Raw genomic sequence first — 19463 nt, 5'->3', positions numbered from 1 at the left:
CAGATGACCATTATCCCCCTTCACAGCTTTGCAGCCGGAAGCTGGGTCGCGCCCTCGGGCAGGATCTCGCAGCTGAAAAGCGCCGTGACCGGCGAATCGATTGCCGAGATCGGCGCCGAACTCGACTTCGCGGCGATGACGGACCACGCGCGGAATGTCGGTGGGCCGGCTTTGCGCAAGATGACCTTTCACGAGCGCGCCTACGCTGTGAAGGCGCTGGCGCAATATCTCAACGAGCGCCGCGATCCGCTTTACGAGCTGTCCTACGAGACCGGCGCCACCAAGGCGGATTCGATGATCGACATCGATGGCGGCATCGCCACCTTGTTCGTGTTCTCCTCCAAGGGCCGGCGCGAAATGCCGGACGACACCATCTATGTCGAAGGCGCCCTGGAGCAGTTGTCGCGCGGCGGCAATTTCCTTGGCCAGCATGTGGCGACCTCGCTGCAGGGCGTGGCTATCCACATCAACGCCTTCAACTTCCCGGTCTGGGGCATGCTGGAGAAACTGGCGCCAACGCTGCTGGCCGGCGTGCCCGCCATCGTCAAGCCGGCTTCCTCGACCGCATGGCTGGCGGAAGCCGCGTTCCGCATGATCGTGGAATCGAACATCCTGCCGGACGGCGCGGTGCAGTTCGTGGCGGGCTCGGCAGGCGATCTTCTCGACCGGCTCGGATCGCAGGACGTGGTCTCCTTCACCGGTTCGGCCGAAACGGCGCTGATGCTGCGTTCCAACCCGAACCTGCTCAGGAACTCGACGCGTTTCATCGCCGAGCAGGATTCGCTCAACGCCTCCATCCTGGGGCCGGATGCTGCCCCCGGTACGCCGGAATTCGACACCTTCATCAGGGAAGTCCATCGTGAGATGACGGCCAAGGCGGGGCAGAAATGCACCGCCATCCGCCGCCTCATCGTGCCGGAGGGCCATCGCGACGTGGTTATCGACGCGCTGTCCGGGCGGCTGGCGAAAACGGTCGTCGGCAACCCGCGCGACGAAGCGACGCGCATGGGCGCGCTGGCCAGCCTCGCCCAGCGCGACGACGTGCGCGCCAAGGCGAGGATCATCGCCAGCGAAGCCAGGCTCGTCTTCGGCGATATGGAAAAGGGGGGCATCGACGGGATGGAGGCGGGCGCCTTCCTCGCGCCGCTGCTTTTTTCCTGCGACAACCCAGACAATGCTTCCCGCGTGCATGAGGTCGAGGCCTTCGGTCCGGTCTCGACGATCATGGGCTATCGCGACGTCGCCCATGCGGGCCACCTTGCCAACCGCGGCGGCGGCTCGCTGGTCGCGTCGATCTTCACCCATGATCCGGCGGTCGCGCGGGAAGCCGTGCTGGCGATGGGCGCGCATCATGGCCGGCTCTATTTCGCCAATCGCGACACCGGCAAGGAGGCGACCGGCCACGGTTCCCCCCTGCCCCACATGATCCATGGCGGACCGGGGCGCGCCGGCGGCGGCGAGGAGATGGGCGGCATCAGGGGCGTCATGCACTACATGCAGCGCTCCGCCATCCAGGCCAGCCCCGACCTGCTGTCCGGCATCACCCGGACATTCGTGCCGGGCTCCAAGACACTACCGAAGGAGGTCCACCCCTTCCGCGTGAAATTCTCCGAGCTGGAAATCGGGCACACGCTGGAGACCGCGTCGCGCGAAATCACGCTGGCCGACATCGAGCATTTCGCGGAATTCACGGGCGACAATTTCTACGCGCACATGGACGAGGATGCGGCCGCAGCCAACCCCTTCTTCCCCGGCCGCGTCGCGCATGGCTATCTGATCCTGTCCTTTGCCGCCGGCCTCTTTGTCGATCCCGCACCCGGCCCGGTGCTTGCCAATTACGGCCTCGACAATCTGCGCTTCATGAAGCCGGTCTCGCCCGGCGACGCGATCCAGGTGCGCCTGACCGCCAAGGACAAGAAGGCGCGCAACGAGGAATATGGCGAGGTGCGCTGGGACGTGTCCGTCACCAATCAGGACGACGAGCAGGTCGCCGCCTACGAATTGCTGACGATGAACGCCATATAGTCAATTTTGGTATGGAAATTATACCAAAACCATACCATATTGCCTTATGGAGTTCGAATATGATCCATCCAAGAGTGCGACGAACAAGGACAAGCACGGGATCGATTTCGAGGAATCGAAAGCGCTCTGGCAGGACGAGTGGCTGCTGATCCTCGATGCGCGCACGGAGACGGAACCAAGGTTCCTTGCGATCGGCCGCATCGCCCGCGTGAACTGGACCGCGATCTGCACAGACCGCGCCGGACGCACGAGGATCATTTCGGTGCGTCGGTCGCGGCAGAAGGAAATCGAAGCCTATGAAGAAGATCACCGCAGCTGAGTTCGACCAGAAGTTCGAAGACGGGGAGGATATCTCCGGTCACGTCGACTGGGCATCGGGTCGCCGACCGAACCTGCAGCCCAAGCGCGTCAATGTCGATTTCCCGAACTGGATGGTTTCCGGGCTCGACCAGGAAGCCAGTCGGCTGGGAATCACGCGTCAGGCGCTCATCAAGATATGGATCGCCGACCGACTCAAAGAGGCCTGAGGGCCCGCGCACTGCCATGGCGATAGTGCCACCAGGCGATGAGCATGAAGGTCACGGCGCAGACGCACAGGAGCAGGAAGCTGTAGGCCAGCGCGCTGCCGCCGGCGAAGACGACCAGCACCGAGACGATGATGGCCGCGCCGATCTGGCTCACGACGCCGAAGACGGCGGCCGCAAAGCCCGCGATCTCGCCATGCGGATCGAGAACCAGCGCGGAGGCGTTTGAGAACACGACCAGATATCCGGTGGCGAACAGGATCAGCATCGCCGTCATCAGATAGGCATTGATCCAGCCGACGAGTGAGAACAAGACCATCAGTGCCGCCGACAGGATCAGGATGCCGTTGGCCGCGAGCATGGCCGGCACCGTTCCGAAAATCGGGATCATGCGGCGATTGATCAATTGGCCGACGACGATGCCCGTGCCATGCAGCGCAAACAACAGCGCGAAACCGACGCCCGTCACCCCGAACGAGACATCGTAGACGCGCGGCAGCGCCGACAGGTTGAACACCATCACCGACATGACCGGAGCAGACAGAAGCAGGAAGTAACGCGACTGCGGATGCGCGAAGAGCCGCACCAGACCGCGCCACAGAATGGCCGGACGCAGGGCGTCGGGAGAGCGGTGCGGGATCGTCTCCTTCAGCCAGATCAGCGGCAGGAGAAGGCCGATGCCGATCACGCCCAGCAGCGCATAGACGGACCGCCAGCCGAATGGAACCAGCACGGCTGCGCCCGCCAGCGGCGCCAGGATCGGCCCGACGGCGAAGATCGCCCAGGCAAGTGCCAGGTTGCGGGCCAGTTCCTGCCCCGAATAGAGATCGCGCAGGATCGCGCGCGCCAGAACGATGGCCGCCGCAGCGCCGAAGCCCTGCAGCAGCCGCCCGGCGAGAAGCCATTCGATGGTCGGCGCGAGCGATGTCAGGACCGAACCCAGCAGGAAGACCGACAGGCCAATGGCCATGACCGGGCGGCGCCCGAAGCGATCCGAGGCGGGACCCCAGACAAGCTGCGCCAGGCCGGCGGCAAACATGTAGGCTGTCACCGTCCACTGGACCGTCGCATAAGGCGCGTCGAGCCGGACGACCATCTCGGAAAAGGCCGGCAGGGTGATGTCGATCGCAAAGGACGAGATCGACATCAGCACGCCGCAATAGACGATGATCGCAAGCGGGCTCAATGGGGCTTCGCGGTCCCGACGAATTCCATTCCGTCGACGAGACCGTCGGCGAGCCGGAGTGCGGTGGCGGTGGCGACCGACATCTGCGGCAGGACCATCCATTCCAGTGTCCACGCCGCACCGGAGCGCTCGCCTTCATGGACGAGCGAATGATGCATGGCGGAAACGAGCGTGGCGTTGAAGCGCGCCAATGCGACCAGCGTCTCGGCGCCGACGGGATTGACCTTGTGCGGCATGGCCGAGGAGCCGCCGCCGGAGGCAAGCTTGATCTCGCCGACCTCGGTTTGTGCCAGAAGGGCCATGTCCTGGCCCATCTTGCCGAGCGAACCCGATACCATCGACAACCAGTTGGCGAGCGCCACCTGGCCATCGCGCTCCGAGTGGCGGGCGCGGATGACGGCGCCCAGACCAAGCTTCGATGCCAGCCTGCGCGACACGCCGACGCCCTTGTCGCCGAGCTCGTCCAGCGCGCCTACGGCGCCGCCGAAATGCAGGATGGCGATCTCGTTCTCCAGCACCGTCATGCGGTCGCGGTGACGCAGGAGCGGCTCTCGCCAGCTCCGGATCTTGCGCGCGGCCGCTACCGGCAGCGCCGCCTGCATGCGGGTATGCGCCATGGTCTGGATGCCGCCCTGGCGTTCTTCCAGCAGGCTCAACCGCTCGACGAGGTGGTCGAGCCGCCCGCCCAGGATGGCCAGCAATTCGACCAGCCGACGCGCCAGCCCGGTATCGATGACGTCCTGGCTGGTGGCGCCGAAATGCACGCTCGCCCCGTGGGGTTCGCCCACCAACGCGCGCAGCTGGCGCACGAACTCCGGCACCACGACGCCGTCGCGCGCGGTGCCCCGCCTGAGCGCCGCCATGTCGAAATTTGCCGTGGAGAGAGCCGTCGTGATCGCCTCGGCGGCTTCGGCCGGGATCACGCCCTCCTCGGCTTCAGCCTGGGCGAGCGCCATCTCGAAGCGCACCATGGCCGCGATCTCGGCCTCGACCGAAAAGCAATGCGCGGCCTCCTCGTCTCCGAGAAGGCCGCCCAGAAGCGGGTGATCGAAGGGTGAAACGCTCACGTGGCCAATCAGCTGTCGAAGAACACGGTTTCCTTCTCCCCCTGGAGATGGATGTCGAAACGATAGGTGTTGCCGTCGCGCGGCGCAATAAGGGTCGGAACCCGCACCCGGTGTTCGATGCGCGCGAGAATCGGATCCTCCTCGTTCGCCTTCTCCTCGTCACCGAAATACATGCGCGTGTTGAGGCCGATATTGATGCCGCGCGCCACGATCCAGAACGAGATGTGCGGGGCCATCAGGCGGCCGTCCTTGAACGGCACGCGACCGGGCTTGATGGTCTCGAACACGAATTCGCCGGTGTCCATGTTGCCCGGGCTGCGGCCCCAGCCCACGAAATTGGGATCGGCCGTGCCGCGGGTCTCGGAGGGCGAATTGTGCAGGCCATCGGCGTCGGCCTGCCAGATCTCGATCAGGGCGTCCTTGAGGGGTGTGCCGGTGCCGTCGATGACGCGCCCGATCACCGTGATGCGCTCGCCCTTGGTCTTGTCGTTGACCATCTTGGTGCCGAGATCCTCGGGATAGACCCCGCCGATCTCGCAGAAATTCGGCGTCAGGCCGATATGGACGTAAGGGCCCGCGGTCTGCGAAGCGCTTTCCTTGAGGCGATTGAGTGGCTGAACCATTGTCGGAAGTCCTCCGTCATTCCTTTGTTGCGGCGCAAGGCGCCTGTCAATTTCCTTCGAGGCGGTTCTCGAACAGGGTCGAGCGGCGACCGCGCAAAACGATGTCGAACTTGTAGGCCCGTGAATCCATGGGGATCGTGGCCTGCATGTCGAGCGCCGCCGTCAGTCCCCTGATGGCCTCGGGATCGTTGATCGTCTTGACGATCGGGCAGAGGTCGATCATCGGGTCGCCTTCGAAATACATCTGCGTGATGAGGCGCTGCGCGAAGCCGTGGCCGAAGACCGAGAAGTGGATGTGGGCGGGACGCCAGTCATTGACGCCATTCGGCCAGGGATAGGGGCCCGGCTGGATGGTGCGGAAATTGTAGAATCCGTTCTCGTCGGTAATCGTCCGCCCGCATCCACCGAAATTGGGATCGAGCGCGGCGACATAGCCTTCCTTCTTGTGACGATAGCGTCCGCCGGCATTGGCCTGCCAGAACTCCACCAGCACGTTCGGCACCGGCATGCCGCGTTCGTCGAGCACGCGCCCATAGACGATGATGCGCGGGCCGATGGCCGTCTCGCCGGGCTTGGCGAAATTGATCAGGAGATCGTTGTCGTGCTCGCCCAGGATGTTGTGGCCGAATGTCGGCCCGGTGATCTCCGACAGCGTGTTGTCCATCGACAGCAGCGCCCTTTGCGGCGACCGCGTGACGGAGGTCTTGTACCAGGGCGTAAAGGCCTGCGGGTGCCATTCGCGATCGCGCTGGAAGAACGCGCCCGTTTCCGGTCCCTTGTTGGTCATGTTGGCGTGGTTCATCGGCCCTTCTCCCTTTCCATCTCGTCAAGGACTTGCTTGACGATCTTGATCGCATGGTTGGCGCGCGGCACGCCGGCATAGATCGCCACGTGCATGAGGACTTCGCGGATGTCTTCCGCGCTGGCCCCGGTATTGGCGGTTGCGCGCGTGTGCATCGCCAGTTCCTCGTAATTGCCGAGCCCGGCCAGCAGCGCCAGGGTCAGCATCGAACGCTCGCGCTTGGTCAGGCCATCGCTGGACCAGACATGCGCCCAGGCAGCCTCGGTGATGAGCTCCTGGAACGGTGCGTCGAATTCCGTCTTGCCAGCCTCGGCGCGATCTACATGGGCGTCGCCCAGCACCTGACGGCGTGTCTTCATCCCCTGCGCATGGCGGGCTGACTTGTCGGTCTTGTCGTTCATGCATGTTCCTCCAGTCGTGCCGCTCAGTAGGGCAGGCCGACATAGTTCTCGGCGAGCGACCGCGAGGCTGCCTCCGATTGCGACAGGTAGTCGAGTTCGGCTTCCTGCATGCGCTGGCCGAAGCGTCCCGTCTCGGGGAAGCGGTGCATGGTGTTGGTCATCCACCAGGAGAAGCGCTCCGCCTTCCAGACCCGCGCCAGCGCCCGCTGCGAATAGGCGTCGATCGCCGCATTCGACTTCTCGCCGTAAAATTCCTGCAGGCCCTCGAAGAGATAGTGCACGTCGCTTGCCGCCAGATTGAGACCCTTTGCGCCGGTCGGGGGCACGATGTGCGCGGCGTCGCCCACCAGGAAAAGCCGCCCGAACCGCATCGGCTCCGCCACGAAGGAGCGAAGCGGCGCGATCGATTTCTCGATCGAAGGACCGGTCGTGACCTTCTCGGCGGCCTCGGCCGGCAGACGTCTGCGCAACTCGTCCCAGAAAGCATCGTCCGACCAGTTGTCCACGCGGTCGTCGAGCGCGCATTGCACGTAATAGCGGCTCCGCGTCGTGGACCGCATCGAGCACAGCGCGAAGCCGCGTTCGTGGTTCGCGTAGATCAACTCATGGCTGACCGGCGGCACCTCGGAAACGATACCCAGCCAGCCAAACGGGTAGACGCGCTCGAACTCCTCGAGCCCCTTGTCGGCGACAGATTTGCGCGACACCCCGTGATACCCGTCGCAGCCTGCGATGAAATCGCAATCGATGCGATGCGTCTTGCCGTCCTTTTCGTAGGTGACATAAGGGCTGGCGCCATCGAAATCGTGCGGCGCGACGTTTTCGGCCTCGTAGATCGACACGCCACCGGTGGCGGCGCGGTGATCCATGAGATCCTTGGTCACTTCCGTCTGGCCGTACACCATCACGCGCTTGCCGCCCGTCAGCCCATGCAGGTCGATGCGGTGGCGGCGGCCGCTGAAGGTCAGTTCGAACCCGTCATGCGGAAGACCTTCTCGGTGCATGCGTGCGCCGGCGCCGCTTTGGTCCAGGAGCTGGCACATGCCCTCTTCGAGCACACCGGCGCGGATGCGTCCCAGAATGTAGTCCTGGCTCACCCGATCCAGCACGACATTGTCGATCCCGGCATTCGTGAGCAACTGTCCCAGAAGCAGGCCCGACGGCCCGGACCCGATGATGACGACCTGTGTGCGCAAGACTGGCTCCTCCTAAGCGGCAGCAAGATGGACCGTATACAGGATGTCCACAATGGACAATTCCGGCAATAAATTGCACTATCCGAACCTCATCCGGAGAGTCGGCAATGCGCCCTCAAGTCCCTTCCTATCAGCTTTACGGCGAAAGACCGCAGGAAACCGCGGAATTCTGGTTGCACTGCGAGACGTTGCCCGAGAGGACGCACCTGCACAATTGGGAGATTTCACCCCACCGCCATGACGCCTTTTTCCAACTTTTCTGGTTGAGCGAGGGCCGCGGCGAGATCGTCGGCGGTGCCCAACCCCTGCCCTTCGAGGCTCCTTGCATACTTTTTATCCCGCCGGGAGCGGTTCACGGCTTCGCCTATTCACGCGATGTCGACGGACTGGTCGTCACCGCACTGGCCGACCGACTGCAGTCCATCAGCGCCGGCGACCGCCAGATCGGTCTTTTCGGCCAGAATATCGGTATCGTGTCCCTTGCCAACGGCGATGGCGACGCACGTTTTGCAGCCGATTGCATCCACCGAATCCATGCCGAACTGGCCGGTCAGGCGGTCGGCAGAACGATCCTTCTTGAAACGCTCATGACGGCTGTCCTCGTCTCGCTCGCCCGCGCCCACGGCGGTGGCGCCGGTGCAAGGACGGAAGTGGAGGAACGCGACAGGCGGCGCATGGAGCAGTTGCAGGAACTGATCGGCGCCCATTTCCGCGAACATCGCCCGGCTTCCTTCTATGCAGAGCGACTGAGCCTGTCGGCCGCCCACCTCAATCGGATCTGTCGGCGGACGACCGGGGCCAGTCTGCAGCAGATGGTGGCAAGACGCCTCATCGATGCCGCGCGGCGCGAACTGGTCTTCACGCCCAATCCCGTGCAGGAGATCGCCTATGGCCTCGGCTTCGCCGACCCGGCCTATTTCAACCGGTTCTTTCGCCAGCAGACCGGCACGACGCCAGGCGCCTATCGCGCGGTCGAGCGCAGCCGCCTTGATGCGCCAGGCTAGAGCGCGCGGCCATGCCTTCTCGCGCCCGGCGGTAAATCATTGGGAAAGAATGTTGGCGCTATGGTTTTCCGGGGCACGCCGGAGGGGCACGATATGCTGCAACCGCTTGTTATGTCAGCGATCGTCACCTTGGTCGTCATCGCCATCACGCAAGGGCTGAGTTACGCTGTCTGGGGCGGAATGGAAGGTGGCTACGCATTGTCGATCGTGGTGATGAGCGCTGCCATCCCCCTGATCACCTGTTACCCGATCACGCTCACATTGCTCCTGCAGGGACGCAGATTGCGGGAGATGGTCGTTGCTCTCGAATGCGCCCAGAGGCAGTTGAGCGAAAACGCCTCCCGCGACATGATGACCGGGCTGCTTCACCGCCAGGCATTCAAGGAACACCTTCAGGAGCGGCGGGCGGCGGGCACCCTGCTGATGCTTGACGTCGACCATTTCAAGTCGATCAACGACACCCATGGCCACATGGCAGGCGATGAGGCGCTTATGCAGATCGCCGAAGCGTTGAGAGCATCGACGCGCCAAAGCGACCTGATAGCCCGCTTTGGTGGCGAGGAATTCTGCGTCTTCCTGCCGGGCGCCACCGCGACGCAGGCAATCCCCCTCGCCGAACGGATCCGGACCGCCATTGAGGCGCTTCGGTTCACCCCCAACGGCGTGTCACATCCCCTCACGATCAGCATAGGCCTCGCTGCCAAGCCGGCGGCGCTTCCCCTGGACGCTGCGATGCAGGCCGCGGACGGCGCGCTCTATGCCGCCAAGCGCGGCGGCCGGAATCAAATCGTCTGCGCTGATGGAGAAGAACTGTCCCGCTCGATGAAGGCAGCATAGTCTCGATCCCGCAGCCGCCTCCAGCCAATGAAAAGGGGCGGTTGCCCGCCCCTTCGCAAGATCTTCCTTGAGAGACGTGCCGGCCTTAGTCGAGCTGGTCGGTGACCACTGACGTGTAGGCGCCTTCCGGCTCCTGGGTGATGGCCGGGTTGTCGGGCGAGACGGCCGAAAGCAGCGTCTGCACGGTCTGCTCATAGGCGGCCGGATCGAGGGCGGCGCTGTCGCCAACGAGCGCGGCGGCCTCGTTCACCTGATAGACCTGGCTTTCGAGCGTCAGCGCACCGGACATGTCGTTTTCAAGCACGATCTCGGCGGCTTCTTCCGGATTGTCCCGGGCATATTCCCAGCCGCGCATGGAGGCACGCACGAAGCGCACCATCTGGTCGACGAATTCGGGATCGTCGAGACGCTCCTCGAGCACGTAGAGCCCGTCCTCGAGCATGCCCACGCCTTCCTCGGTGAAGTCGAACAGCGTCAGGCTGTCCTCGGGGATGCCGGCGTCGAGCACCTGCTTGTACTCGTTGTAGCGCATCACGGAGATGCAATCGGCCTGGCCCTGCAGCAGCGGATCGGCGCTGAATGCCTGCCGCAGCACTTCGACGCCGTCCTCGCCGCCGTCGGTCGAAAGGCCGAGCTTGGCCATCCATGCGTAGAAGGGGTACTCGTTGCCGAAGAACCAGACGCCCAGCGTCTTGCCGGGGAAATCATCCGTCGAGGTGACGCCGCTTTCTTCCGAGCAGACCATCTGGAGCGCCGTATTGGCGAAGGGCTGGGCGATGTTGACCAGCGGAACGCCGCGTTCGCGCGCCGCCAGGCCGGCCGCCATCCAGGTGGTGATGACGTCGGCGCCGCCGCCTGCGATCACCTGCTCGGGCGCGATGTCGGGCCCGCCCGGATTGATCGTCACGTCGAGACCTTCTTCCTCGTAGTAGCCGAGGTCCTTGGCGACGAGGTAGCCCGCGAACTGACCCTGATTGACCCATTTCAGCTGGAAGGTGATCTGATCCTGCGCCATCGCCGGCAAGGCGGCCATCGCCACCGACGCGGCAAACAAACCTGCAACAATTTTTTTCATTCTGATTCCCCTGTTTTTGTTGAACTATCTCGTCTTTCCACCACGGATCGACGGATGCCAGAAGGTCACGGCACGCTCCGTAAGCGCGATGAGACCATAAAATGTCGAGCCCGCCAATGCGGCAACGGCGATGCTCGCCCAGACCATGTCGACGTTCAGCCGACCGATGGCCGAAGAGATGCGGAAACCCATGCCCACCACCGGCGTGCCGAAGAATTCCGCCACGATCGCCCCGATCAGCGCGAGTGTCGAATTGATCTTGAGCGCGTTGAAGATGAACGGCCATGCCGCAGGCAGGCGCAGCTTCATGAGCGTATGCCAGTAGCTCGCCGCATAGGTGCGCATGAGGTCCTGTTCCATGCGCGTCGACGCGTTGAGCCCCGCAACCGCGTTCACCAGCATGGGGAAAAACGTCATCACCACGACGACGGCGGCCTTGGACTGCCAGTCGAAGCCGAACCACATGACCATGATCGGCGCGATGCCCACCAGCGGCAGCGCGGAGACGAAATTGCCGATCGGCAAAAGCCCGCGCTTCAGGAAGGGCGAGCGGTCGATGGCGATGGCGACCAGCAGCCCCGCCGTGCACCCCAGCACATAGCCGGGGATGACCGACTTGATGAAGGTCTGGTGGAAATCGGCCCACAACGTGCCCGTCGAGGCCAGGATACGCGCCCAGATGACGCTGGGCGGCGGCAACAGCACCTGCGGCACGTTGAAGCCGCGCGTCAGCCCTTCCCACAGCACCAGCAGCGAGGCGCCAAAGAGAATGGGAATGACAAGATCGATGGCGCGCGCGACCAGACCCGTGGCCTTGACGCGCACCAGCCACTCATTGACGGCCCACGCCGCCAGCCAGAAGGCAACCGCGCCCACGATCAGCGTCGTGTTCATGGCTGCCCTCCCATGCGCGCCAGAACGATGCGCTGGACCAGCCCGACAAGCAGGATCAGCGTCGCCGACAAGGCCGCCGCCATGAACAGCGCCGACCAGATCTGCACGGTCTGGCCATAGTAAGATCCGGCAAGCAGCCGCGCGCCGAGACCGCCGGCAGCCCCGGTCGGCAGTTCGCCGACGATCGCGCCGACCAGGCTCGCCGCCACGCCGACCTTCATGGAGGTAAAGAGATACGGCAAGGAGGACGGAAAACGCAGTTTCCAGAAGGCCTGCCAGCGGCTGGCGCTGTAGGTGCGCAAGAGGTCGAGCTGCAGGAACTCGGGGCTGCGCAGCCCTTTCACCATGCCCACCACGACGGGGAAGAAGGACAGATAGGTCGAGATCAGCGCCTTGGGCACCAGCCCGGTCATCCCGATCGAGGCCAGCACCACCACGACCATCGGCGCAATCGCCAGGATCGGCACCGTCTGGGAGGCGATGATCCAGGGCATCAGCGAGCGGTCCGTCGCCCGGTTGTGGACGATGAGGACCGCGAGCCCCATGCCCAGCAGCGTGCCCATCAGGAAACCCAGCAGCGTCGCCGAAAGCGTGATCCAGGCGTGATAGACCAGGCTGCGCCGCGAGGTGATGTTCTGGCCGACAATGGTGTTCCACAGTTCCACCGCCACCTGGTGCGGCGCCGGCAGGACCGGACGGTCCTGCGACATCGTGCCGACGATGAACTCCCAGGCCGTGAACTCCGCCCCGGCACGGTCGAAGACCTGAAACTGCCAGCGCGCGTTGAGATAGATGGTGAAGGCGTACCAGATGACGAAGATGACGGCGAGCACGAGCAGGATCGGCACCGTGCTGCCCTGGCTCAACCGCGCCCACAGGCTCGGGCCCGAGACGCGCCCGATCGCCGAACCGGGCGCCGCGATGGGTGTCGTCGCGGTCATCTCGCAGCCGGACCCTTCCTACTCGTCATAGGAGTGCCCCGCGCGCAAGCCTTCGCGCACCCGCGCGGCGATGGCCAGGAATTCCGGCGTCTCGCGGATATCGAGCGGCCGCTCCTTCGGCAATGTCGACTCGATCACGTCGGTGACCCTGCCCGGCCGCGGCGACATCACCACGATCTTGGTCGAGAGATAAACGGCCTCCGGGATCGAATGGGTCACGAAGCAGATGGTCTTGTTCGTGCGCTCCCACAGTTGCAGCAACTGTTCGTTGAGATGGTCGCGCACGATCTCGTCCAGCGCCCCGAAGGGTTCGTCCATCAGCAGCAGATCGGCATCGAAGGCGAGCGCACGGGCGATCGAGGCCCGCTGCTGCATGCCGCCCGAAAGCTGCCAGGGAAACTTCTGTTCGAAGCCCTTCAGATTGACGAGTTCCAGCGTGCGCGCGATGCGCTGGCGCCGCTCGGCAGCCGAATAGCCCATGATCTCCAGCGGCAGCGCGACGTTCTTTTCGATCGTGCGCCACGGATAGAGGCCGGCGGCCTGGAACACATATCCGTAGGAACGCGCCTTGCGCGCCTCTTCGGGCGACAGGCCGTTGACCTTGATGTCGCCGGACGTGGGCTGCTCGAGATCGGCCACCACGCGCAGGAACGTGGTCTTGCCGCAACCTGACGGTCCGATGAAGGAAACGAACTCTCCCTTTCCGATGGTCAGATTGACGTCGCTCAGCGCCTGCACCGGCCCATCGGCGGTCTCGAAGGTGAGACCGAGGCTCCGGGCTTCGATGACCGGCCGGCCCGTGCCTGCCGATGGTGCCGCTCCGGGCCCCGAGGTGTCGACAGCCAGCGCCACGCCTCAGACCCCGCTCGCGGGAATGCCGGTACGCTCGATCTTGCGCGGGGCGACGACTTCCTTCCAGGTCGAAAGCGCCTGGTTGACCGCCCCCCTCGCCTCGCGTGCGACGAACTGGCCGTGGCCGGGCGTGGCCTTTACCTCGCCATTGTCGACGGCGACCTCGCCACGGGTCAGCACGTAGCGCGGCAGGCCCTTCACCTTGATGCCCTCGAAGACGTTGTAGTCGATCGCCGACTGCTGATCCTTGGCTGTGATGGTCTTCGACTTTTCGGGATCCCAGACGATGATGTCGGCATCGGAACCCTCCAGGATCGCGCCCTTCTTCGGATACATGCCGAAGATCTTGGCGACATTGGTCGAGGTCACGGCGACGAATTCGTTGGGTGTGAGCCGGCCCGTGCCGACGCCGTAGGTCCACAGCACCGGCAGCCGGTCCTCCAGTCCACCGGTACCGTTGGGGATCTTGGTGAAGTCACCCACGCCATTGCGCTTCTGTTCGGTGGTGAAGGCGCAGTGATCGGTGGCGACGACCTGCAATGAGCCCGCGGCAAGTCCGGCCCACAGTGAATCCTGATGCAGCTTGTTGCGGAAGGGCGGGCTCATCACCCGGCGTGCCGAATGATCCCAGTCCTTGTCGAAATATTCGCTCTCGTCGAGCACGAGATGTTGCACCAGCGGCTCGCCATAGACCCGCATGCCTTTCTGGCGCGCGCGGCGGATCGCCTCGTGGCTCTGCTCGCAGGAGGTGTGGACGACATAAAGCGGCACGCCGGCCATGTCGGCGATCATGATCGCGCGGTTGGTCGCCTCGCCCTCCACTTCCGGAGGGCGCGAATAGGCATGCGCCTCGGGGCCATTATTGCCTTCGGCCAGCAGCTTCTGCTGCAGTTGCGCCACCACGTCGCCATTCTCGGCATGGACCATCGGCAGGCCGCCGACTTCCGCGACGCGCTGGAAAGACGAGTACATCTCGTCGTCGTCGACCATCAGCGCGCCCTTGTAGGCCATGAAATGCTTGAAGGAGGTGATCCCCTTCTCCACGACCAGCGGCATCTCGTCGAACACTTTCTGGCCCCACCAGGTGACCGCCATGTGGAACGCGTAGTCGCAGCACGCCCGGGTCGACTTGTTGTCCCACATCTGGATGGCTTCCAGCAGCGACTGGTCTGGGGAAGGCAGGCAGAAATCGATCACCGTCGTGGTGCCGCCGGACAGCGCCGCGCGCGTGCCGCTCTCGAAATCGTCCGCCGAATAGGTGCCCATGAAGGGCATCTCGAGATGGGTGTGTGGATCGATGCCGCCCGGCATCACGAAGCAGCCGGTGGCGTCGATCGTCTCGTCGGCCGACAGATCGGCGCCGATCTCCACGATCTTGCCGCCATCGATCTTCACGTCGGCCTTCCAGCTGCGGTCGGCGGTGACGATGGTGCCGTTCTTGATGACTTTGGTCATTGTGTTCGTTCCCTATCTCGGGCCGGAAAATTGGCGTCCCGACAGTTGTGCTACCAATCCAAGATGGACCATGAGGCCCATATCGATCGCAGCCATTTCGCGGTCCAGAAGTTGGCCGATTGGTCCTCGAACCTTGCCGCGGGAAAAGGTCATTAGCTTTTCGATTTGAACTTGCGACGGTTGGCTCAAGACGTTTTCAGGTGTCGGTGTTACATCGACGCGCAGAATACGGCTTTCATCCGTGAGATCGCTCGTCAAGAAGCACGCAGTGACGCTTCCCACGACACTCTCCATGCGGCTATCCTGAACGACGACTGCGGGGCGCGTCTTTCCGTACTCACCCTTCGCAGACACCAGGACGACAGAGCCACGATCCATCAATCCAGATCATCCCAAAGCTCTTCCGCGAAAGCGTCAAGCACCTTGTCCATGCCTTGCCTGCGATCGGACTCTCGGATCGCCTCGCCTTCCTTCTGCATTTTCCGCCAGAATTCTTCCGAGTTCACATCTGGCAGCCAGACCTCATAGGGCCGGTAGCCCCTGGCGAGCAAATCTGCCTTCTGCGTTTCCGTCAGTTCCTTCGGCCGACCCATTGCGACCTCCTGTTTGCGACAAGTCAATTATCCGCATTCGATGGCGCACATTCAAGAACGCCGGCTTGCCTTGGGCAGAATGCTACGGCCTGATCTTTCTCATCTTTGGAGCCTGAAAGCAGATCGCTACGGACAACGGGCTTCGATTCAAACGCTCTCACTTCACGATCTCCGCCGTCTCCACGACGGCATGAAACAGCACGTCGGCACCCGCGCGCGCCCAGTCCTTGGTGATCTCTTCGGCTTCGTTGTGCGATAGCCCGTCCACGCAGGGGCACATGATCATGGCCGTAGGCGCCACGCGGTTGATCCAGCAGGCATCGTGGCCGGCGCCCGAGACGACGTTCATGTGGGAATAGCCCAGCCGTTCGGCCGCGTTGCGCACGGCCTCGACGCATCCTTCGTCGAACGTCACCGGCGCGAAATGGCCGACTTCCTCCACCTCGTAGCCGATGTCCAGCGCCTCCGCGATGGTGGCTATGCCCTGTTCGATGCGCGCGCGCATCGTATCCAGCACTTCCTCGTCGGGCGAGCGGATATCGATGGTGAAGACCACCTTGCCGGGGATGGTATTGCGCGAATTCGGGTGCACGTCGACATGCCCCACCGCACCGACCGCCTCGGGCTGATAGTCCATCGCCACCTCGTGAACCAGTTCGGTGATCCGTGCCATGCCGAGGCCGGCATTGCGGCGCTTGGGCATCGGCGTCGAGCCGGTATGCGCCTCCTTGCCGGTCAGCGTGACCTGCAACCACCACAGACCCTGGCCATGCGTGACGACGCCGATGTCGACGCCTTCGTCCTCCAGAATCGGTCCCTGCTCGATGTGCAGCTCGAAGAAGGCTTTCATCTTGCGGGCGCCGACTTCCTCGTCGCCTTTCCAGCCGATGCGTTCCAGTTCGTCTCCGAACTTCTTGCCCTTGGCATCGGTGCGCTCATAGGCCCAGTCGAGATCATGCATGCCGATGAACACGCCCGAGGCCAGCATGGCGGGGGCAAAACGGGTTCCCTCCTCGTTGGTCCAGTTGGCCACCACGATCGGGTGCTTGGTCTTGATGCCGAGATCATTCAGCGTTCGGATGATCTCAAGCCCCGACAGCACGCCGAGCACACCGTCATACTTGCCGCCGGTCGGCTGCGTATCGAGATGGCTGCCGACATAGACGGGAAGTGCGTCGGGATCGGTCCCTTCGCGCCGGGCGAACATCGTCCCCATCTGGTCGAGGCCCATCGTCATGCCCGCCTCCTCGCACCAGCGCTTGAAGAGATGCCGGCCCTCGGAATCCTCGTCGGTCACGGTCTGCCGGTTGTTGCCGCCAGCCACGCCGGGACCGATCTTCGCCATCTCCATCAGGGAATCCCAGAGACGGTCGGGGTCGATGCGCAGGTTTTCGCCCGGTGCTGCCATAAGCCGGTGGCTCCTCTCATTATGCACCGATGGCAGCGGTTCCCAGCGCCGCCACCGGCAAGATTGTAATTCTATCTAGTCTACAGTGTTCAGGACATCCCTGATGCAATCGATCAATTCGTCAATCTGGTTCTTCTCGATGATGAGGGGCGGCGACAGGGCGATGATGTCACCCGTGGTGCGAATGAGGCACCCTTTCTCGAATGCTTTCACGAAGGCCGAGAAGGCACGCTTGGTCGGCTGGCCGTCGATCGGCTTCAGCTCGATCGCGCCCACAAGACCGATATTGCGGACATCGATGACGTTCGGGGCGTCCTTCAGCGAATGCAGCGCATCTTCCCAATAGGGCGCGAGTTCGGCGCCGCGCGTGAGCAGGCCTTCTTCCTTGTAGGTTTCGAGCGTTGCCAGTGCGGCCGCCGAGGCGATCGGATTGCCCGAATAGGTGTATCCGTGGAAGAACTCGATCAGATGCTCCGGCCCGGTCATGAAGGCGTCGTGGATTTCCTTTGTCACGAAGACCGCGCCCATCGGAATGACGCCGTTCGACACACCCTTGGCGGTGACCATGATGTCGGGCGTGACGCCGAAATAATCGGCCGCGAAGGGCGTGCCGAGACGCCCGAAACCGGTGATGACCTCGTCGAAAATCAACAGGATGCCGTGCTTCGTGCAGATGTCGCGCAGGCGCTGGAGATAGCCTTTCGGCGGAATCAGCACGCCAGTGGAGCCGGCCACCGGCTCCACGATGACGGCGGCGACCGTGGAGGCGTCGTGCAGCGTGACGATCCGCTCCAGCTCGTCGGCGAGATCGCCGCCATGCTCCGGCACGCCGCGCGTGAAGGTATTCTTGCCGGGCAGATGCGTGTGGGGCATGTGATCGACGCCGGTCAAAAGCGTGCCGAACATCTTGCGGTTGGTAACGATGCCGCCAACCGAGATGCCGCCGAAATTGACGCCGTGATATCCGCGCTCGCGCCCGATCAGGCGGAAGCGGGAGCCCTCGCCCTTCACGCGGTGATAGCCAAGCGCGATCTTGAGCGCCGTGTCGACGGATTCGGACCCGGAATTGGTGAAGAAGACATGCTCCATCCCTTCCGGCGCGATGTCGACCAGGCGATTGGCCAGTTCGAACACGATGGGATGGCCCATCTGGAAGGCTGGCGCGTAGTCGAGTTCCGCAGCCTGCTTCTGGATGGCCTCGGTGATCTTGGGACGGCAATGGCCGGCATTGACGCACCACAGCCCGGCCGTGCCATCCAGGATCTGGCGACCGTCGGACGAGGTGTAGTGCATGTCTTTCGCGGCGACCAGCATGCGTGGCGCCTGCTTGAACTGTCGGTTCGCCGTGAACGGCATCCAGAACGCGCTGAGATCGTTCGGAGCCACCTTGAGCCTGTTGGACATGACCGAGCCTTTCCTTAATGTTCCCCAGATTGTGGTCGCGGCCAACGCTTGGTAGATCCGGTCTCCGGTGGTAGTTGAAATTTGACCGAATGGACAAACGTTAGCACCGCCAAACCGGCGGTCAAGGGATAAGTAGCGCAAATGGGAACGCTGTTGCGCGCACCAGCATCGGCCATACTGTGGTCCAGTTACTTGGGCCAGTCCAGCGCCGCAGTTTCACGCAGGAAGATTTGCTGATGGAAGGCTCCGCCAAGCGCCCCCGCACCCGAATCCAGTCCGAAAAACGGGACGTCATACTCGACGCCGCGCTCGACATTTTCTCCGCCAACGGTTTTCGGGGATCCACCGTCGACCAGATTGCCGAGGCGGCCGGCATGTCGAAGCCCAATCTGCTCTATTATTTCCGCGGCAAGGAAGACATCCACGAATCGCTGATCAAGCAGCTGCTCGATACCTGGCTCGCGCCCTTGCGCGAAATGGACGAGCAGGGCGATCCCATGACCGAGATACGTTCCTATATCCGCCGCAAGCTGGAGATGGCCCGCGACTTCCCGCGCGAAAGCCGCCTGTTCGCCAACGAGATCCTGCAGGGCGCGCCACGCACCATGCCGATCCTGGAGGAAGAGCTGAAGCCGCTCGTCGACGAGAAGGCGGCGGTCATAAGGGACTGGAGCCGGGCTGGGCGGATAGCGAAGGTCGATCCCTGGCACCTGATCTTCTCGATCTGGGCAACCACGCAGCATTATGCCGATTTCGACGTCCAGGTGCGCACCGTGCTCGGCCCCGACCGCGGCGGCGACGGGCGGTTCGAGGATGCCGCGCGGTTTCTCGAGCAGCTCTATCTGGACGGTTTGCGGGTCAGGAACTGAGGCGGACGGAGATGTATCGCCCTAGCGCGGAAGCGTAGCGCGCGTTTCACCCTCGCGCGCGCAGAGTTCCAGGATGGCGCCATGGGCCGCAGGCGTCAGGCTCGCGGCATTGATGGGGCTGACCGTCGGCTGCGACGGCTTGCGGCGCGGCGTCTCGTCCTCAAGTGAAGGAAGCTGATCTACCTGCTCGGCCGAAAGCGTCCTGGCGAGCTTTCTGACGGCCTTCACGTCGGCGGAGCCGCTGGCGCGGATGACGATCATCTCCGGTCGCTCCTTCTCGACGACGGCATGTTGCCTGCGGGGAAGA

General features: G+C 63.6%; 22 protein-coding genes. 6 read left to right on the top strand and 16 right to left on the bottom strand.

Going from position 1 to position 19463, the window contains the following annotated elements; genetic code table 11:
* The first annotated feature begins 3 nt into the window (after positions 1-3).
* The 3 genes from paaZ to GRZ55_RS09765 are packed head-to-tail and all read left to right on the top strand — an operon-like array spanning position 4 to position 2552.
* On the top strand, positions 4-2025 hold the full coding sequence (gene paaZ / locus GRZ55_RS09775; protein ID WP_169286730.1) for a phenylacetic acid degradation bifunctional protein PaaZ: 2022 nt from the start codon (positions 4-6) through the stop codon (positions 2023-2025).
* A gap of 46 nt (positions 2026-2071) precedes the next feature.
* Positions 2072-2344, top strand: coding sequence for a BrnT family toxin (locus GRZ55_RS09770; protein ID WP_169286729.1), 273 nt, complete (start codon positions 2072-2074; stop codon positions 2342-2344).
* Entirely contained in the window at positions 2331-2552 is a 222-nt protein-coding gene (locus GRZ55_RS09765; RefSeq protein WP_169286960.1) for a CopG family transcriptional regulator, read from the top strand. The genes GRZ55_RS09770 and GRZ55_RS09765 overlap by 14 nt, the downstream gene beginning before the upstream one ends.
* On the opposite strand, the gene GRZ55_RS09760 is transcribed toward GRZ55_RS09765, so the two are convergent.
* Genes GRZ55_RS09760 through pobA form a run of 6 tightly spaced genes read right to left on the bottom strand, consistent with a single transcriptional unit; the run spans position 2539 to position 7824 of the window.
* Positions 2539-3735, bottom strand: a complete 1197-nt coding sequence (locus GRZ55_RS09760; RefSeq protein ID WP_169286728.1) for a Bcr/CflA family efflux MFS transporter — start codon at positions 3733-3735, stop codon at positions 2539-2541. The two genes, GRZ55_RS09765 and GRZ55_RS09760, sit on opposite strands and share 14 nt — an antisense overlap.
* The gene (locus tag GRZ55_RS09755) at positions 3732-4802 is read right to left on the bottom strand and encodes a 3-carboxy-cis,cis-muconate cycloisomerase (protein WP_169286727.1); all 1071 of its coding nucleotides are present in this window, start codon (positions 4800-4802) and stop codon (positions 3732-3734) included. Before GRZ55_RS09755 ends, GRZ55_RS09760 begins: the two co-directional genes overlap by 4 nt.
* A gap of 8 nt (positions 4803-4810) precedes the next feature.
* Entirely contained in the window at positions 4811-5425 is a 615-nt protein-coding gene (pcaG, locus tag GRZ55_RS09750; protein ID WP_169286726.1) for a protocatechuate 3,4-dioxygenase subunit alpha, read from the bottom strand.
* Positions 5426-5471: 46 nt separating this feature from the next.
* A complete protein-coding gene (gene pcaH, locus GRZ55_RS09745; protein ID WP_169286725.1) occupies positions 5472-6227 on the bottom strand; it encodes a protocatechuate 3,4-dioxygenase subunit beta in 756 nt (251 codons plus the stop codon).
* Positions 6224-6628 carry a 4-carboxymuconolactone decarboxylase gene (gene pcaC / locus GRZ55_RS09740; protein WP_169286724.1) on the bottom strand — a complete coding sequence of 135 codons (405 nt, stop codon included), beginning with the start codon at positions 6626-6628 and terminating at the stop codon, positions 6224-6226. The genes pcaH and pcaC overlap by 4 nt, the downstream gene beginning before the upstream one ends.
* A gap of 23 nt (positions 6629-6651) precedes the next feature.
* Positions 6652-7824 carry a 4-hydroxybenzoate 3-monooxygenase gene (gene pobA, locus GRZ55_RS09735; protein ID WP_169286723.1) on the bottom strand — a complete coding sequence of 391 codons (1173 nt, stop codon included), beginning with the start codon at positions 7822-7824 and terminating at the stop codon, positions 6652-6654.
* 107 nt (positions 7825-7931) lie between these two features.
* Between pobA and GRZ55_RS09730 the strand changes: the two genes are divergently transcribed.
* Complete coding sequence (locus tag GRZ55_RS09730) at positions 7932-8828, top strand: helix-turn-helix domain-containing protein (RefSeq protein WP_169286722.1); 897 nt, start codon at positions 7932-7934, stop codon at positions 8826-8828.
* A gap of 129 nt (positions 8829-8957) precedes the next feature.
* Positions 8958-9665, top strand: coding sequence for a GGDEF domain-containing protein (locus tag GRZ55_RS09725; protein ID WP_169286721.1), 708 nt, complete (start codon positions 8958-8960; stop codon positions 9663-9665).
* A gap of 85 nt (positions 9666-9750) precedes the next feature.
* On the opposite strand, the gene GRZ55_RS09720 is transcribed toward GRZ55_RS09725, so the two are convergent.
* From GRZ55_RS09720 to GRZ55_RS09680, 9 genes are all read right to left on the bottom strand, one after another.
* Entirely contained in the window at positions 9751-10740 is a 990-nt protein-coding gene (locus tag GRZ55_RS09720; protein ID WP_169286720.1) for an ABC transporter substrate-binding protein, read from the bottom strand.
* A gap of 24 nt (positions 10741-10764) precedes the next feature.
* A complete protein-coding gene (locus GRZ55_RS09715) occupies positions 10765-11634 on the bottom strand; it encodes an ABC transporter permease (RefSeq protein WP_169286719.1) in 870 nt (289 codons plus the stop codon).
* Positions 11631-12575 (bottom strand): ABC transporter permease, encoded by a 945-nt coding sequence (locus tag GRZ55_RS09710; RefSeq protein WP_169286718.1) that lies wholly within the window; start codon positions 12573-12575, stop codon positions 11631-11633. Before GRZ55_RS09710 ends, GRZ55_RS09715 begins: the two co-directional genes overlap by 4 nt.
* 18 nt (positions 12576-12593) lie before the next feature.
* Complete coding sequence (locus GRZ55_RS09705) at positions 12594-13361, bottom strand: ABC transporter ATP-binding protein (RefSeq protein WP_169286959.1); 768 nt, start codon at positions 13359-13361, stop codon at positions 12594-12596.
* A gap of 69 nt (positions 13362-13430) precedes the next feature.
* The gene (hydA, locus tag GRZ55_RS09700; protein ID WP_169286717.1) at positions 13431-14882 is read right to left on the bottom strand and encodes a dihydropyrimidinase; all 1452 of its coding nucleotides are present in this window, start codon (positions 14880-14882) and stop codon (positions 13431-13433) included.
* Between the two features lie 12 nt (positions 14883-14894).
* Positions 14895-15260: a type II toxin-antitoxin system PemK/MazF family toxin gene (locus GRZ55_RS09695; RefSeq protein ID WP_169286716.1), complete on the bottom strand. Its 366-nt coding sequence runs from the start codon at positions 15258-15260 to the stop codon at positions 14895-14897.
* Positions 15260-15475 carry an antitoxin MazE-like protein gene (locus GRZ55_RS09690; RefSeq protein WP_169286715.1) on the bottom strand — a complete coding sequence of 72 codons (216 nt, stop codon included), beginning with the start codon at positions 15473-15475 and terminating at the stop codon, positions 15260-15262. Before GRZ55_RS09690 ends, GRZ55_RS09695 begins: the two co-directional genes overlap by 1 nt.
* 157 nt (positions 15476-15632) lie before the next feature.
* A complete protein-coding gene (locus GRZ55_RS09685) occupies positions 15633-16883 on the bottom strand; it encodes a Zn-dependent hydrolase (RefSeq protein WP_169286714.1) in 1251 nt (416 codons plus the stop codon).
* 75 nt (positions 16884-16958) lie between these two features.
* On the bottom strand, positions 16959-18287 hold the full coding sequence (locus GRZ55_RS09680) for an aspartate aminotransferase family protein (protein ID WP_169286713.1): 1329 nt from the start codon (positions 18285-18287) through the stop codon (positions 16959-16961).
* A gap of 236 nt (positions 18288-18523) precedes the next feature.
* Here GRZ55_RS09680 and GRZ55_RS09675 point away from each other — a divergent pair, with 236 nt between their 5' ends.
* Positions 18524-19156 (top strand): TetR family transcriptional regulator C-terminal domain-containing protein, encoded by a 633-nt coding sequence (locus GRZ55_RS09675; protein ID WP_169286712.1) that lies wholly within the window; start codon positions 18524-18526, stop codon positions 19154-19156.
* A 21-nt stretch (positions 19157-19177) separates the two neighbouring features.
* Here GRZ55_RS09675 and GRZ55_RS09670 read toward each other — a convergent pair whose 3' ends face one another.
* Positions 19178-19417: a hypothetical protein gene (locus tag GRZ55_RS09670; RefSeq protein ID WP_169286711.1), complete on the bottom strand. Its 240-nt coding sequence runs from the start codon at positions 19415-19417 to the stop codon at positions 19178-19180.
* Positions 19418-19463: the final 46 nt, after the last annotated feature.

It is taken from the genome of Chelativorans sp. ZYF759, assembly GCF_012911015.1.
In the GTDB taxonomy this organism is placed as follows: domain Bacteria; phylum Pseudomonadota; class Alphaproteobacteria; order Rhizobiales; family Rhizobiaceae; genus ZYF759.
This window is presented reverse-complemented; position numbering and strand designations above follow the sequence as displayed.

Excerpts from the sequence above, each read along its gene's own strand:
- GRZ55_RS09670 (WP_169286711.1), bottom strand. The coding sequence starts at position 19,417 with ATGATCGTCATCCGCGCCAGCGGCTCCGCCGACGTGAAGGCCGTCAGA.
- GRZ55_RS09685 (WP_169286714.1), bottom strand. The coding sequence starts at position 16,883 with ATGGCAGCACCGGGCGAAAACCTGCGCATCGACCCCGACCGTCTCTGG.
- GRZ55_RS09720 (WP_169286720.1), bottom strand. The coding sequence starts at position 10,740 with ATGAAAAAAATTGTTGCAGGTTTGTTTGCCGCGTCGGTGGCGATGGCC.
- GRZ55_RS09680 (WP_169286713.1), bottom strand. The coding sequence starts at position 18,287 with ATGTCCAACAGGCTCAAGGTGGCTCCGAACGATCTCAGCGCGTTCTGG.
- GRZ55_RS09730 (WP_169286722.1), top strand. The coding sequence starts at position 7,932 with ATGCGCCCTCAAGTCCCTTCCTATCAGCTTTACGGCGAAAGACCGCAG.
- pcaG (WP_169286726.1), bottom strand. The coding sequence starts at position 5,425 with ATGGTTCAGCCACTCAATCGCCTCAAGGAAAGCGCTTCGCAGACCGCG.
- GRZ55_RS09675 (WP_169286712.1), top strand. The coding sequence starts at position 18,524 with ATGGAAGGCTCCGCCAAGCGCCCCCGCACCCGAATCCAGTCCGAAAAA.
- GRZ55_RS09710 (WP_169286718.1), bottom strand. The coding sequence starts at position 12,575 with ATGACCGCGACGACACCCATCGCGGCGCCCGGTTCGGCGATCGGGCGC.
- pcaH (WP_169286725.1), bottom strand. The coding sequence starts at position 6,227 with ATGAACCACGCCAACATGACCAACAAGGGACCGGAAACGGGCGCGTTC.
- GRZ55_RS09695 (WP_169286716.1), bottom strand. The coding sequence starts at position 15,260 with ATGGATCGTGGCTCTGTCGTCCTGGTGTCTGCGAAGGGTGAGTACGGA.
- GRZ55_RS09690 (WP_169286715.1), bottom strand. The coding sequence starts at position 15,475 with ATGGGTCGGCCGAAGGAACTGACGGAAACGCAGAAGGCAGATTTGCTC.
- hydA (WP_169286717.1), bottom strand. The coding sequence starts at position 14,882 with ATGACCAAAGTCATCAAGAACGGCACCATCGTCACCGCCGACCGCAGC.
- GRZ55_RS09715 (WP_169286719.1), bottom strand. The coding sequence starts at position 11,634 with ATGAACACGACGCTGATCGTGGGCGCGGTTGCCTTCTGGCTGGCGGCG.
- GRZ55_RS09770 (WP_169286729.1), top strand. The coding sequence starts at position 2,072 with ATGGAGTTCGAATATGATCCATCCAAGAGTGCGACGAACAAGGACAAG.
- pcaC (WP_169286724.1), bottom strand. The coding sequence starts at position 6,628 with ATGAACGACAAGACCGACAAGTCAGCCCGCCATGCGCAGGGGATGAAG.
- paaZ (WP_169286730.1), top strand. The coding sequence starts at position 4 with ATGACCATTATCCCCCTTCACAGCTTTGCAGCCGGAAGCTGGGTCGCG.